Source organism: Bacillus sp. JCM 19034 (assembly GCF_001310635.1).
GTDB lineage: Bacteria > Bacillota > Bacilli > Bacillales > Bacillaceae_D > Halalkalibacter.
In genome coordinates, this window is sequence record NZ_BAXR01000002.1 from 438,008 (window position 1) to 452,495 (window position 14,488).

A 14,488-nucleotide genomic window follows, 5' to 3' on the forward strand; every position below is an offset into this window, starting at 1 on the left:
TTAGGATACGGCTTCTTCTAAAAGTGAAAGTGGAACTGTAAACAAGTACGATTTATGTTCCTTTGGCGAGAAATAGGCAATAAGCAAAGACGGCCTATTTTCATAAGAATCCTCTTTTATCTCAAATGGAACGACTTCAACCATCGTATGTTTATGTAACTCTTTTTCTTGTAAGCTTAATGCTGCAAAATCTGCTGATACAATTGACGGCTTCTCAGCTAGTAGCGTTAAATAATCGGTTTGTTCTTTTTTATTAAGTGAGAATGTCCACCACGTTTTTCGTGGTTTATGCTTTTGATTTTCAAAGAAATCAACGATCATTAAGCTTTGAATGTATGAAGCTTTCGCTTTTGTTCCGTGATGTTCAAGGAATTGATAGAGACGTTTGAATAAGTCTTCAAGCTGGTGACCAATCTTAGCCCAGCCTTGAACATCCCAATAATCGCCAAAGAGCTGAAAGAAATCAAATGCTGATTCAAACTCATGTGTAACAAGATATTCTATTGTTCGATCCATCCGATGGTCATTCCAGTATTTCTCTAACACGTCTTCGACACGTTTAATTCGAATGATTTCATCGAACGATAATACATTGTTTTTCAAGATTTCATACGGTGCTTGATCCATATAAATATAGTCATGATCCTTTGCACGAATACGTAAGCCTGTACCTCGTAGCATTTTTAAAAAGCCGAGCTGGAGCTCCTCAGGTCGCATCGCAAATACATCATTAAATGTACGGCGAAAGGAGGAGTAATCCTCTTCAGGTAATCCAGCAATTAAATCTAAGTGTTGGTCAATTTTTCCACCCTCTTTGACCATTGTGACTGTTCGGGATAGCTTCTTAAAGTTTTGTCGACGTTGGACAAGCTCGTTTGTCGTATCATTTGTTGATTGAACCCCAATTTCAAAGCGAAAAATCCCAGGCGGTGCATGCTCATTTAAAAATTCAAGTACTTCTGGACGCATGATATCTGCCGTAATTTCAAATTGAAAGACACATTGCTTATGGTTATCAATGAGAAATTGAAAAATTTCTAGTGCATAATCGCGTTTGATGTTAAAGGTTCGGTCGACAAATTTAATCAATTTAGCTCCACTATTAATTAAATAAAGGAGATCGCTTTTTACACGTTCGATATGAAAGTAACGTACTCCAACTTCAATAGAAGATAAACAGAATTGACAACTATAAGGACAGCCTCGACTCGTTTCGAAATAGGTTACTCGTTTTGCAAGCCCGTCTAAATCCTCTGAAAAGCGATAGGGTGACGGAAGGTCGTCTAACTTCAATTTTGGTCGGGGGGCGTTAAGTAATATCTCTCCTTCTTTACGATAAGCTAGCCCAAAAACCATATGATATTTTTGCGTAGTAGAAATTTCTTCTAGTAAATGCTTAAACGTTTCTTCTCCTTCACCCATAATAATAAAATCAACTGATGAAAGCTTTTCCATCCAATCTTTCGTATCATATGACACCTCTGGTCCACCAAGGACAATTTTTGCTTGAGGCATCACTTTTTTTAACATCTCAATTACTTTAATCGTTTCTTCAATGTTCCATATGTAACAGCTAAAACCGATAACATCTGGCTTACGTGCGTATAAATCACTAACGATGTTCATCGTTGGATCTTTAATTGTAAATTCAACCATGTCAATCGGAAAGTCTGGCTCAGCGTAAGCCTTTAAACATCGTAGTGCTAAACAAGTGTGAATATACTTTGCGTTTAACGTCGTTAAGACGGTTTTCATAGAAAAATCCCTCAATTCTATTCATGTATGCTCTTTTGTGAATCATACCATAGAACGATCTGAAGCGAAAATATTCATAATAGATTAAGCGGAGGGGAAATGAGGTTTTTCTAGAGTGATTAATTATAATTAGTATAAAACGTGCGTGAATTGAGAAAGTGTTAATAGATCTACTTTTGAAGGTTATTGCATTCGATCATTAAAGATCCCTCAGTAATGAATGGATGGAACGTGAGCCAACGATGAATCATGAATTAAGAAGGCCAATGTTTTCATTGCTGCACAAAAAGTAGAGTGGTTTAATTAAGAAATAGATACTATAACAGATAAAAATCCGAACGATGCTTCAAAATTCTAAAGTTGAATTTGAATTCGTTCGGATTTTTAATATTGACTTAATCATGAAGTTATTCGCAAAGAATGTTAATCTCAACAAAGGTTTACATTAAGAAGCAGCATGCTCTCCTTGCCTCTTACCAACAAACGCCATTTCACGCCATTTCCCACCACGCCAACGCATATACATTAAAAAGCCACGTAACCATTCATCGGCAACCATGCCAAGCCAAATACCAGCTAAGCCAAGCTCTAAGTGAATACCGAAAAAGTAAGCAATCGGAATACTAACTCCCCACATCGAGATAACGGCTAAATAAACAGGGAATTTTGCATCACCGGCTGCTCGTAAACAGTTAATGACGACTAAGTTAAACGATCGACCTGGTTCCATTATGACATGGAGGAGCAAGAGGATGCTTCCTAATGCAATAATGTCAGGATTATCAGTAAAGATACGTAAGATCGGATTACTTAAGAAATAGAAGATCGCCGACATAGCAAGCGATATGATAATGGCTAACTGTAAGCTGTGGATACAACGTTTATAAGCAGCATCAAGCTGCTTAGCTCCCACTTGGTAGCCGACGATAATTTGTGTACCTTGGCCGACAGCTAAACCGAATAAGAGAGCAAACATCGTTACATTTTGTACATAAACTCGTGTTGTTAGCTCCTCAGCACCGAGCATTAAAATAAATGACATTATGACAAGCTGTGAACCGTTATAAAACATTTGTTCACCTGCTGCAGGAATTCCAATTTTCAATAAGTTACGTAGCTCAACTTTAGGAATACCTCTAACTAAATAAGAAAACGGTAGGTCATTAGGAATTCTACGATACAGCAAGTAAGCTACAATGATCAGGCCAATACAGCGACTAACTGCAGTGGAGATGGCAACGCCCGTTACTCCTAATACTGGAAAGCCAAATTCTCCGAAAATAAATAAATAGTTACCTATTATATTAAGAATATTCATTCCGATTGTGACATACATCACATCTTTAGTGAATTGGTAGCTTCTTAAGATCGCACTTACGGTCATTAAAAGTGATTGAACGAATGAAAAGCCCCCGACGATTACTAGATACATTGTTGCTTCTTGTAACAATTCCTCAGGTAACCCCATCATCGTTAATAAAGGTGCACCGAAAAAATCAGTACAATGCTAAGTAATAAGCCGATCACTAAATTCGCCCCAATCGAGACAACGGTTACTTGACCAGCTTCTTTTCGCTGTTTCGCACCTAAATGTTGTGCGACAAGTACGCTTGTGCCAGTAGCAATAAAACCGAACATAACAATAACAAACATAAAGATTTGATTAGCTACGCCTACAGCAGCGACAGCATCATCAGAATACTGGCTAAGCATTAATGTATCAGCATTCCCCATAATCATATGGAGCATGATTTCGATAAAAATAGGCCACGTTAAGGCGAAAAGGGAAAGCTTTTGAACTTTCTTTTTATTTTGTTGTTGAACGTCCATTTCCTCACCTCAAAAATCATCATTTGAAGATTATACTCTATAATCAGTCATTTGTGTGTAAAAAAGAGATAAATATTAAGTAACGAAATGAAACGTGAAAAAGGACAGTTATATGTAGAAGATAATGCTATAATATAGGTATAATATGTCAGAGAGGAGTACATAAATGCCACAAACTAAATCATTTCGCATTATGTATGCATTGATTCTAATCTTACTCATTATTTATTTAGGTACATTAGTAGATTGGATCTTTAAACCTGTTGTCGTTTTAGTTCAAACATTATTTGCTCCGATTGCTTTAGCAGGAGTCTTATTTTATTTATTACGCCCCTTTGTCAACCTATTATCAAGAAAGATTCCGCGTGGGTTAGCGATTCTTATTTTATATTTAATGGGGATATTGCTCGTATCTATATTTGTTTTAATAATTGGTCCAGAACTACAGAAGCAGTTTAATAGTTTAATTGAGACAATTCCAGCATTTACGCGAGAAGTTCAATCGATGTATAATGCACTGCAGGAAAATGAATACATAGCCCGCTTTCAACAAGGGAATGAATTTTCAATTGATACTATCATTGCTGATTTCGGTGAATATTTGAATAATTTTGTTGCAGCTTTAGGATCAAATATTGCTAGCTTTGTCGGGTTTATTGCTAATGTGGTTATCATTTTAATCGTGATTCCCTTTATTCTCTTTTATATGTTAAAAGAAGGGGAGAAAGCTCCGAAGCAAGTTCTACGGATATTACCAGATAAGCAACAGCAGGAGGGGCGTCGCATCTTAAAAGATATGGATTATGCATTAAGTTCCTATATCCAAGGACAAATTATAGTTAGTGTTTGTGTTGGGGTATTGATGTATATTGGCTATCTGGTTATCGGTGTTGAATACTCGCTTGTATTAGCCTTAGTAGCAATGTTTACAAATGTGATACCATTTGTTGGGCCATGGATTGGAACGGTACCAGCGGTTATTGTAGGGCTAATTGAATCCCCATTTATGGCTTTGCTCGTTATTATTGTGGTAGTAGTTGTACAACAAATTGAGAGTAACCTTATTTCTCCACAGGTGATGGGGAGGAAGTTAGATATTCACCCATTAACGATTATTTTATTACTATTAGTTGCAGCACGTTTTGCTGGTTTTTTTGGTTTATTGCTTGCCGTTCCGACGTATGCTGTAGGAAAGGTGATCGTTTCCCACTCATATCGTCTTTGGCGGTTAAGAAGTAAACCTACTGATTGACAATGAGTAGTATGAAAGGTATCGTATCGTAATGAAAAGAGGTGTTTAAAGTTGAGTTATGTAATCGATGGTATAGAACAGCTAGACGCGGAAGAATTAGCAGTATTATTAAAAGAAGAAAACGATACAATCGTAATTGACGTACGTGAATATGATGAATATGATCAAGCTCATATACCTGGCATTCCACTAATCCCAATGCATACAATTCCACAGCATGTAGAAAAGCTTGAGAAAAGTCAGTCTTATCTATTTATTTGTCGAAGCGGAAGTCGAAGTCAACAGGTTGCCTTATACTTAAAGGAGCAAGGTTTTGATGATGTGAAAAACTTTGCAGGTGGAATGTTAACCTGGGACGGTGAAGTAGAGTCAGGCCTAGAATGGGTTGTAAAGGATGTTAAAGAGTTAGACGGAAATGAAGGATAGTCTAGAGAGAGGATCACCTTATTTTATAGGTGATCCGTTTTTTTAGAATAAGAATGCTTTCCATGTCGTGCATTCTCTAAAGCTTGTTCATTTTTAAGCATATTTTTTGCATTATTGTCCTTTTTCTTTTTGTTATTGTCTCCTGTATTTGCCATAATGTCACCTCATTTCAATTTTAGCGTTTCCGTTTTTCCGTGAAATATGAATGTTTAAAGAAGTATAGAAAGGGTAAGTAGTAACTAAGCAATCTAATGGGGTGATGGAAATGAAAAAGAGAAAAAGATGGCTGCTGTTAGCTGGTGCAGCTGGTACGGTAACATGGCTGCTCACAAATGAACAACTTCGGTTAAAGGTGAAAAAAAATTCTGGACAGGTAAAAAATATTTTTAGAAAAAGTGTTGTTTCAAATAAAGTACAAATGCAAAAAATTGGCCATTCTCATCCATATGATTATGAAGATAACAATATGGTCGATGAAGGAGCGATGACGAGTATTCATTACTTCAATAGGGCTCAGCAAAAAGATCACCAGTAAGGTGATCTTTTTCTGTGGGAAATAGGTTACTATATATTCAAGCAGAGAATTCGTTTAAATAAACTGCATATTTTTCTAATCGTTCTACATTTTTCTCTTTTTGAATGGGAAATGCTATAATTAGGAAAAAAGAATGGATTGGAAGTGAGTGTATGATAGTAATTGATCATGAAACAATTGAGGGAATTCCTACGTTACATGTAGTAGATCAGAAAAAGCAGAAAGAAAAGCTCCCGACAATTTTCTTTTTTCACGGGTATACGAGTGCAAAAGAGCATAATTTACACATTGCATACATGTTAGCGACAAAAGGATTTCGTGTTTTGTTGCCTGATGCCATTTATCATGGAGAACGACAAGTTACGGAGGGACATAGTGATTTGAAATTTTGGGAAATTGTCTTAACCTCCATTCATGAATTAGAGAAGTTAAAAAATGATATTGTCATTAAAGGATTAGCTAATGGGCAATTTGGTGTCATAGGTACTTCAATGGGAGCAATTACGATGTATGGGGCATTAACGCGTTATCCTTGGATCGCTTCAGCTGTATCTTTTATGGGTACTGCCTACTATCAAGCGTTTTTACAAGAACAATTACAGTCATTAGAAGAACAAGAAATTGAATTAGGTCAACTTAAACAAGAAGTCCTAAACCAAATTAAACCATATGATCTAACCGCACAATTAGACAGGCTAAATGGTCGGCCATTGATGATTTGGCATGGTAAGGAAGATCAAGTTGTTCCATATCCATTTTCTGAACGGCTATATGATGAATTAGAAAGGTATTATGAAGAGCATCCACATCGTTTGAAGTTTATTGCTGAGGATCGTGTTGCCCATAAAGTTTCGCGAACTGCGGTTTTATCCTCGATTGAATGGTTTGAGAAACATTTACTAAAGGATCAAATTTCATAATGTCCATTATTAAGGAAATAGAGAAAACGGCTATCATTGTAGTTGGGGCTTTAATTATAGCATGGCATTAAACTTCTTCCTAATTCCAGGAAATGTTTTTGCAAGTGGATTTACAGGTGTCGCACAACTAATTGCTGTTGTCATTCCTTTATCAACAGGTGTTATTCTGTTTCTATTAAATGTCCCTGTTGCAATTTTAGGTTGGTTAAAGGTAGGAAAAAGTTTCACGTTATATAGCTTTTTAAATGTCGTGCTTACAACATTCTTTTTAGAAGTTGTTCCAATCGTCCACTTTTCTCCGGATATATTGCTTAATGCTGTGTTTGGTGGGGTATTATTAGCGGTTGGTGCTGGAATTACGTTAAAATGGGGTGCATCTTCAGGTGGCTTAGATATTATCGCTCTTATCTTATCACGAGTCAGCGATCGACCAGTTGGAGTTTATTTCTTTGTTTTAAATAGCATTATCGTTTTAACGGCAGGTATTCTTTTTGATGCTGAACAGGCTCTTTATACTCTCGTTGCACTTTACGTTTCATCGCGGGTAATTGATGCAGTTTATACTCGTCATGTAAAGGTTACGGCTATGGTTGTAACAAAAAAGGCAGATGAGGTCGTTAAAGCCATTTATAATTCGATTGTCAGAGGAATCACACGAATTCCAGCAAAAGGAGGCTATTCCTCAGAAGATAAGGAAGTGCTCATGATTGTCATTACACGCTATGAATTATATGAACTAAGGCAAATTATTCAGGAGACAGATCCAGAAGCTTTTACAAATATTGTAGAGACAGCAGGGATTTTCGGCTTCTTTAAAAAGGATTAATCTGCTTAATATCTCATTTGGATAAGATAAAGTAAGGGGGATCGGTATGAAAAAAGGCTATATATGGGTGGGGATGTTAATATTGCTTGTCTTAGTCGCATGTGGACAAGGAGGAAATACTCCAACATCAGGAAGTGAAGGGGAAGAAGAAATGGAACAGATAAAAGAGTGGTCATATGAGGTTGAAACTGTACAAAAGGATAATGAGCTTCACGTTACAATGACTGTGTCAAACCATCTAGAGAAAGCAAGCGAAATTGAATTTTCCTCAGGACAGCAGTATGAACTAATAATAAGAGATGAATCTGACGAAGTTTTATATCGTTATTCCGAAGGGAAAATGTTTACAATGGCGATTATGATAGAGCAACTATCCCCAGGTGAATCCTTAACTTTTTCGGAGGCAATACCGTTAGATGGGATTGATAGCGGACAATACGAGCTTGAAGCAAAATTACTAATTGTTTCAATAGATGGCAACGAACCTGAAGATGGAATGTTTAAAAAAGAAGAAAGAGTGGAAATTAACTAAGAGATAATATTTTAAGACTGCTAATGAGTAAGCTGTTCCGACAGATTACTCATTATTGTGTTGCAGCCTAAATTTAGAAAAGGGGTTGTCCTATTTTAATAGGACAACCCCTGTAAGTTAAGTCTATTACGATTAATCGTTTTTAACAATTTCTTGCTGGATGGCTGTTTTTAATTTGTAATAAGGATGGTCTTTATTATTAGCAGAAGAAAGCTTCTCTATTTTTGGTTTAGGTAATTGCCGTACTTCCCCGTGCCAAAAAGTGTGAAATGGTTCTTCAAACTTTGCCATGTTTATTTATCCTCCTAAAGTTTTTTTATGTAAGCTTAATGAGCTCCATAATTTCCTCATTTGAAAGTTCAGTAATTCGTTGCTCTCCAGCTGCGAGTATGTGGTTGGCAAGCTGTTGTTTTTGAGTTAATAATCGGTCAATTCTTTCTTCCAATGTTCCTTTCGTAATTAACTTATGAACCGTAACATCCTTTGTTTGTCCGATTCGGTACGCACGGTCAGTTGCTTGGTTTTCAACAGCGGGGTTCCACCATCGGTCAAAATGGATAACGTGAGAAGCAGCAGTTAAATTCAACCCAACTCCACCGGCTTTTAACGACAATACAAAAAATGGAGTTTGACTATTTTTCTGGAATGTATTTATGGCTTCTGTGCGTTTCGTTCGTGATAAGCCGCCATGTAAAAAAGGAACGTCTTGACTGTAGCGATTCGTTAGCTCATCAACAATTAATTGCCCCATTTCTTTGTATTGAGTGAAAATAAGGACCTTTTCTTGTTGGTCATACATTTCTTCTATTAGTGTAACCAAGCGATCCCATTTTCCTGATTGATGTCCTGATAATTTCTCTTTCAAAAAGTGGGCAGGGTGGTTACAAATTTGCTTCAGCTTCGTTAAGGTTTGCAATATATGTGCACGCCGCTCTAGTGCTGGGGCTTCATTTAAATAGGATACCGCTTCTTCTACAACGGCTTGATAAAGGCTTGCTTGTTCCACACTTAAATAGACTTCGTGTACCTTTTCGTTTTTCTCTGGAAGATTTAAAGCGAGTGCTTTATCAGCTTTTGTTCTTCTAAGTAAAAATGGGCGAATGAGAGCTTGTAATTTACGTAATTGTTCTTGATTTTGATCCTGTTCTATAGGCTTCATAAAAGTAGCTTGGAAAGATGAATAAGAGCCTAGGAATGAAGGATTCAAAACATCAAGTAAAGACCATAATTCTCGTAATCGGTTTTCTATTGGTGTACCCGTTAACGCAATTCGATGAACAGCATTAATACGTTTAACCGCTCTCCTTTGTTTCGTTTCAATATTTTTAATATGTTGTGCTTCATCTAAAATGAGGCTATTCCATTCAATTTCATTAAAGAATGATTGATCTTTTACGATTAGCTGATATGTCGTAATAATCAAATCAAATTTCATTACACCCTCAACATCAATCAAGCGATTTGAACCATGGTGTATGAAGATAGATAAAGAAGGTGCAAACCGTTGGCATTCGTCTACCCAATTTTGTAAAAGTGACGTTGGGCAAACGAGTAAAAACGGCTTTCGTTCCATATCTTCTTTCTGTTGTCGTTCAATAATATGTAGCATATATGCTATTGTTTGGATTGATTTCCCTAACCCCATATCATCGGCTAAACAACCACCAAAACCAATATGACGTAAATGGATGAGCCAAGAAACACCCTGATGCTGATAAGGACGAAGCTCTCCTTTTAACTGTTTAGGCAATTTAACTTCGGGTGGATTTTGTGTATAGAGTTGTTCTAAGCCCAGCTTAAGGTTTTCTTGCCAAGCAATGTCAAGCTCAACATCCATATCATCGAGGTACTCGTCTAAATGGTTTGTCTGTTCTAGCTTCCATGCTTCTAAATATGAAGTGCGCTGCTTCATATATTCTAAGTTCGTTAATAACTTATCCCCTAGAGAACGGTCCCATGCAATCCACTGACCATTCATAAAAATAAAAGGCTTTTGTTCTTCGACAAATCGTTCAAATTGTTCTTCATTAATTAGCTCATCACCAAGAGCAACCTGATAAGAAAAGGAGGCAACACTTTGCCAATTTAATAAAGGCTCTGTAGGTGATTGTTGCTGATTGCTTTCAAGCATGAGAGTTATTTTTGGTTTTGGACGTTCACTCATCACTTTGGGATAATTAAATGAAATCCTAACTTACGCATGACCTCATCCTCGTTCATAAATAGGTCGAATGTTTCCTCTGACGTTAAAGATAGTGAGGGGGAGGAAATGCGTAAAGGTTTTAATAAAGGAATTTGTTCCCTAAGATTTTGGACATCTTCTTTTAATTGGGCAATTGGGTTTTCATGCCAAGGGTGTTCTCCTAATTGGAGTTGTTCCATCTTAATGACCCGGTTCGTATGCTTACGATCAACCATACAAAGAGAAATCGTCCAAGCTTCGTCTTCCGTTTTTGGTTCTTCAAGTACAAGACCTGAACGAAATGGCTTTGAAGCAGTAATTCCTGCTGTTATATTAAATTCTTGTACAGGCATTTTTGCTGAATGCTTTTTGTCTGTTTGCAACGTTTTCACTGTTTGCTTAATTGGATCATCTACCGTTGCTAACCAATGATGAAATAAAGGAGTGATGTCCTTTTTCTGTATAATTGAACGAATCCAGTGATCAGTTAATTTCTGAATCATTGCTTCAAAATTGGCAAGCGTCATTCCTTCATCATTTATACTAATGTGTGAACGAACTGGATAAACTGCTTTAGCAGCCTTTGGCAAAGAGTTATACCATTTTGTCAGTGGAAACTGAGTTAATTGCCAGGTCCCCTCAGTAGTTGGCTCAAAATAACCTTGCTGGATCATCTTTTTGACAAATGTAAATAGTTCGAACCAGCATTTGAAATCTGGAGCTAGTATGATAGCATCGTCATCATGCCAACACTTAAATAGCGATATATAGGAAAGTAGAGATTCGATCGATAAACATAATCCTTCAATTGGAAAAGGGTATTCCTTCATTGCTGTTGTTGCTTGATAAATCGTTGCTTCACCTGCAAAGGACTGATATCGCCTTTCTTTAATTGGTGCTTTCAAAACACCTCTTCCTTCTTCAATAAAGGTTCCATAAAAGGAAATAGGGTCTTTGCGAAAAAGACGTAGTTTTAACTCAAAGGGTGAATATAAAAAAGGGTATTGGAAGTTCCCCTTTTGTTCGAAACGTGACGTTGGAGAGCATTCACCCCATATAAAAAATGATTGCTCTATCCAACTTCCATGAATAATACAATTAGAGTTCAAATGCCTTCAACTCCTCAATGAACGCTTTGTACGTTCGGTATTGCTTTTTTAGTCGAATTAGATAGGAATGAAATCGTTCTTCTTCATGAAGCTTTCCATATAACTTTTGAAGTTCTACTACAGTCAATGCAGCGTGCTGGTAATGGATTCTAGATTTCCGTTCAACTAGTCGAATAATAAGCTGGTGATAGATAGAGATCGCTAATTTGGGACTTTCCTTTTTGAGCATATCCAATAATTCCTTTTTTTCAGCGCGCATTTTCACTGGGTCCAGTTCATGAAGAAGCAAATATTCTTGTGCTCTCTCATATTGTTTTGTATATAAAAGCAACTGTTCGTATGCTTTAGCAGAGTCTACATGGTATAGGTGGTTTTCCAATTCATTTAATAAAGTCAACGCTCTCACCTCTTTTTCCTCCGGGGTTAAATGTTGACTCAGGTGAAGGAAGCGCTGGAAATTTGGCGTCATGAGCCAACGATTCCAGACTTTATCCTGATCTTTCGTTGTTTTTGCATGGAAGGCCTGTTGTTCTTCCCATATTGGTTGCAATGAACCATAAGATGGTCTGTGTTTTATAAATAGACTCATAAACCATCGCTCAATTGTAAGCCAACGCTCCCGCTGTTTTAATATAGAAAAATGTGGATAAATGTCTCGCTCAATTATCGTGTGCTTATGCTGTAATAAGTGATGTAACGATTTATCTTCATGACCGTTTATTAATGCAATGTATGCGTACAAAAGTGCGAATGAATAAGAATTCGTTTTATCAACATGTGATAAGGCCTCATAAATGTATTCATATTGACTCTGTTGCAGACAATCAGCATGTACCTGTATTAATCCCGGCCAAGGAGATTGCTCAAACGTTGCTTGTTCTATTATTAGTTCAGTAATTTTCATTAAACAATCATTTTTTAATTCTTCATTTTCGAATAAAGCTTGAAATAGTGCTTCAAACACAAAATGAAATCTTCGTTCATATAATTCATATGTGTTGTCAGCGTGTGAGGATTTCGATAGTGAATCAATTATATAAATAATTACTAACCATTTAGGCCTCCAATTTGAATGGCTGATCGTTCGGACGGTGTCTTGCACTAACGTTTCTAGTGAACGATTTGTTACATATCGAGTTGCTGTTAATTGATCGTACATTTCTTCAACCATGACTTTCAATTGTGGAAAATCAGTTTCATTCAACGTGTAAGAATGAATCAATGTTCGTCACCTCTTCAATGAGTCCATTCTTACATTGTATCGTTTCTGTTGAAAGAAAGAAAGGTGTGAGTAAGAGTAGTCATGATAAGAAGGCTAACAGAGGATTTTGCTTAAAAAATGCAAGCACCCTTTTAGTGCTTGCGATGAAACGAATGAGGTTTTAAACGTTAGAGTAGTTGCTCGACTTGTTCACGTCTGGACAGTAATTGTTTTAACTTACGCTTATGAACTTCGACCATCTCTTTATTGGAACATTTCATTGCCTCATGTAATTCCATTAGTACATAATCAATTTCAAGGTTCATAACATTGTAAATCGTTTTAGCATTCAAGGACTTATCATTTCCCTTGTAATGAATCATAGATCCATTTTGATTCATCATTACCTTCTCACTCCCATCAATTTCAATCATTGATTCAATATCACCGGACTGATATGAAATAATATAAAGTGGGCCATCTGTCGAACGCTTAACAATCCCAGTTCCTTTTTCATGTTGGAGGAGACTTTCTAGTGCACTAGCCAAGCCTTCATCATTAATATAGAGTGATTCTGCTGAAAGAGTTAAGAACTCTGTATTGCGTAAAAAGGGAAGTTCATGAACAGACTCATCACGTTCGATCATGAGATAAATAGTCTTGGAATCATATCGCCAATAAAGGGAATAGTGTTCATTCATCATTCTTTTAATAAATTGATGTAGAGCAGGTTTGGATAACTTAATTTGGATATTCGTAAATTCTACATCGATAAAAGAATTTCTCATGACATGCACGCTCCTTTGACGCCTACATCGTATTCAATTAGATTGCTATATCATATGAAGACTATAGGGAAAAAAGAAGTGAATCGCCTACTTTCTATTGAATTTGGGTGGGAAACCAATTTGGTTAGTCACAAATTTGTAAACGTATACATTTTCACGTTTATTTGTTAAAAGTGGACAATTAACGGAGATGTTAGTTGCTTCATGGAAATGGAAAAGCGTCGACTCCACTCGTTACACTTGAAGAATGACCTACCAATGGATGGTTTAGCCGACGCATTGACGAACCTGTTTTAGAAGTTAAAGCTTAAGAGCTTCTTCTAAATATAAACCGATGCCATCTTCCTCATTAGATGAAGTAACTGCATTTGCGATCGATTTAAGAGGTTCAATGGCATTGGACATCGCCACCCCTTGTCCTGCATATTCAATCATTTCCAAATCATTATCTTCATCACCAAAAGCAATAATTCGTTCTTTCGGGATATTGTAATATTCTGCAGCTTTTTGAATGCCGATCGCTTTGTTTATACCGGAGCGAATAATCTCAATGATGTTCCATGGTGCTCCCCACATCCGTTGTTCAATGACTTCCGCATGGGCGTCTTCTAGAAGGTGGCGAAGCTCTTGAACATGGTGCTCCTCAGGATGCACAAGAATACTTGTAGGGTCAGTTTGTAATTGCTTAAGTAAATTACCATGTTCAATTGGGTTTTGTCCTGCAAGAAATTCATCAACGATGACTTGATCAAAAGAATGAAGGTAAAAATCATCTAGAACTTCAACCATAATATTGCTGACATTGAATGCTTGACATGTTTTAATAATCGTTTTGGCAGTTTCTAGATCTAAAGGATGGTGGAACAGCCCAAAGCTCTTATCTTTCGGGTGATGAACAAAGGCACCATTAAAATTTACAATGGCTGTATTTAAATTAAGTTCATCATAATAAGCTCTACTTGCACGATATGGTCTCCCGGTTGCAATCATAACGAGATGTCCGTGTTGACGAGCTTTAGACAATACTTGTTTAGTGAAATCGGAAATCGTTTTATCATCCTTTAATAGTGTACCGTCAAGATCTAAGACAATTAAATGTTGATTATAGCTCATCCTATCTTCCTTTCGAATT

13 protein-coding genes and 2 pseudogenes are annotated in these 14,488 nt (G+C 36.7%); 6 read left to right on the plus strand and 9 right to left on the minus strand.

Features of this window, described 5'->3' with window-relative positions:
- Window positions 1–1,755 (minus strand): B12-binding domain-containing radical SAM protein, encoded by a 1,755-nt coding sequence (locus tag JCM19034_RS05650; RefSeq protein WP_062047975.1) that lies wholly within the window; start codon window positions 1,753–1,755, stop codon window positions 1–3.
- 445 nt (window positions 1,756–2,200) lie between these two features.
- Window positions 2,201–3,585: pseudogene (locus JCM19034_RS05655) on the minus strand (MATE family efflux transporter).
- Window positions 3,586–3,751: 166 nt separating this feature from the next.
- Between JCM19034_RS05655 and JCM19034_RS05660 the strand changes: the two are divergent.
- Together JCM19034_RS05660 and JCM19034_RS05665 are read left to right on the plus strand one after the other, a co-directional pair.
- Window positions 3,752–4,837: an AI-2E family transporter gene (locus JCM19034_RS05660; RefSeq protein WP_062047977.1), complete on the plus strand. Its 1,086-nt coding sequence runs from the start codon at window positions 3,752–3,754 to the stop codon at window positions 4,835–4,837.
- Window positions 4,838–4,888: 51 nt separating this feature from the next.
- On the plus strand, window positions 4,889–5,263 hold the full coding sequence (locus tag JCM19034_RS05665; RefSeq protein WP_062047979.1) for a rhodanese-like domain-containing protein: 375 nt from the start codon (window positions 4,889–4,891) through the stop codon (window positions 5,261–5,263).
- Between the two features lie 23 nt (window positions 5,264–5,286).
- On the opposite strand, the gene JCM19034_RS20870 is transcribed toward JCM19034_RS05665, so the two are convergent.
- Complete coding sequence (locus JCM19034_RS20870) at window positions 5,287–5,418, minus strand: DUF3941 domain-containing protein (RefSeq protein ID WP_082393772.1); 132 nt, start codon at window positions 5,416–5,418, stop codon at window positions 5,287–5,289.
- Between the two features lie 110 nt (window positions 5,419–5,528).
- Here JCM19034_RS20870 and JCM19034_RS05670 point away from each other — a divergent pair, with 110 nt between their 5' ends.
- The 4 genes and pseudogenes from JCM19034_RS05670 (at window position 5,529) to JCM19034_RS05685 (ending at window position 8,076) form a co-directional block, all read left to right on the plus strand.
- Complete coding sequence (locus JCM19034_RS05670) at window positions 5,529–5,798, plus strand: hypothetical protein (RefSeq protein ID WP_062047981.1); 270 nt, start codon at window positions 5,529–5,531, stop codon at window positions 5,796–5,798.
- Window positions 5,799–5,950: 152 nt separating this feature from the next.
- Entirely contained in the window at window positions 5,951–6,718 is a 768-nt protein-coding gene (yjfP, locus tag JCM19034_RS05675; protein WP_062047983.1) for an esterase, read from the plus strand.
- Window positions 6,718–7,544 (plus strand): annotated as a pseudogene (locus JCM19034_RS05680) (YitT family protein). Before yjfP ends, JCM19034_RS05680 begins: the two are co-directional and overlap by 1 nt.
- Before the next feature lie 46 nt (window positions 7,545–7,590).
- Window positions 7,591–8,076: a BsuPI-related putative proteinase inhibitor gene (locus JCM19034_RS05685; RefSeq protein ID WP_062047985.1), complete on the plus strand. Its 486-nt coding sequence runs from the start codon at window positions 7,591–7,593 to the stop codon at window positions 8,074–8,076.
- A gap of 132 nt (window positions 8,077–8,208) precedes the next feature.
- Here JCM19034_RS05685 and JCM19034_RS21605 read toward each other — a convergent pair whose 3' ends face one another.
- From JCM19034_RS21605 to JCM19034_RS05705, 6 genes are all read right to left on the minus strand, one after another.
- Window positions 8,209–8,367 (minus strand): hypothetical protein, encoded by a 159-nt coding sequence (locus JCM19034_RS21605; protein ID WP_156323890.1) that lies wholly within the window; start codon window positions 8,365–8,367, stop codon window positions 8,209–8,211.
- Between the two features lie 25 nt (window positions 8,368–8,392).
- Entirely contained in the window at window positions 8,393–10,240 is a 1,848-nt protein-coding gene (locus tag JCM19034_RS22890) for a DEAD/DEAH box helicase (RefSeq protein ID WP_231686818.1), read from the minus strand.
- The gene (locus tag JCM19034_RS22895) at window positions 10,240–11,367 is read right to left on the minus strand and encodes a hypothetical protein (protein WP_231686819.1); all 1,128 of its coding nucleotides are present in this window, start codon (window positions 11,365–11,367) and stop codon (window positions 10,240–10,242) included. Before JCM19034_RS22895 ends, JCM19034_RS22890 begins: the two co-directional genes overlap by 1 nt.
- Window positions 11,357–12,589 carry a hypothetical protein gene (locus JCM19034_RS05695; protein WP_062047987.1) on the minus strand — a complete coding sequence of 411 codons (1,233 nt, stop codon included), beginning with the start codon at window positions 12,587–12,589 and terminating at the stop codon, window positions 11,357–11,359. Before JCM19034_RS05695 ends, JCM19034_RS22895 begins: the two co-directional genes overlap by 11 nt.
- 167 nt (window positions 12,590–12,756) lie before the next feature.
- Window positions 12,757–13,356, minus strand: coding sequence for a hypothetical protein (locus JCM19034_RS05700; RefSeq protein ID WP_062047989.1), 600 nt, complete (start codon window positions 13,354–13,356; stop codon window positions 12,757–12,759).
- 300 nt (window positions 13,357–13,656) lie between these two features.
- On the minus strand, window positions 13,657–14,469 hold the full coding sequence (locus tag JCM19034_RS05705; RefSeq protein WP_062048145.1) for a Cof-type HAD-IIB family hydrolase: 813 nt from the start codon (window positions 14,467–14,469) through the stop codon (window positions 13,657–13,659).
- Window positions 14,470–14,488: the final 19 nt, after the last annotated feature.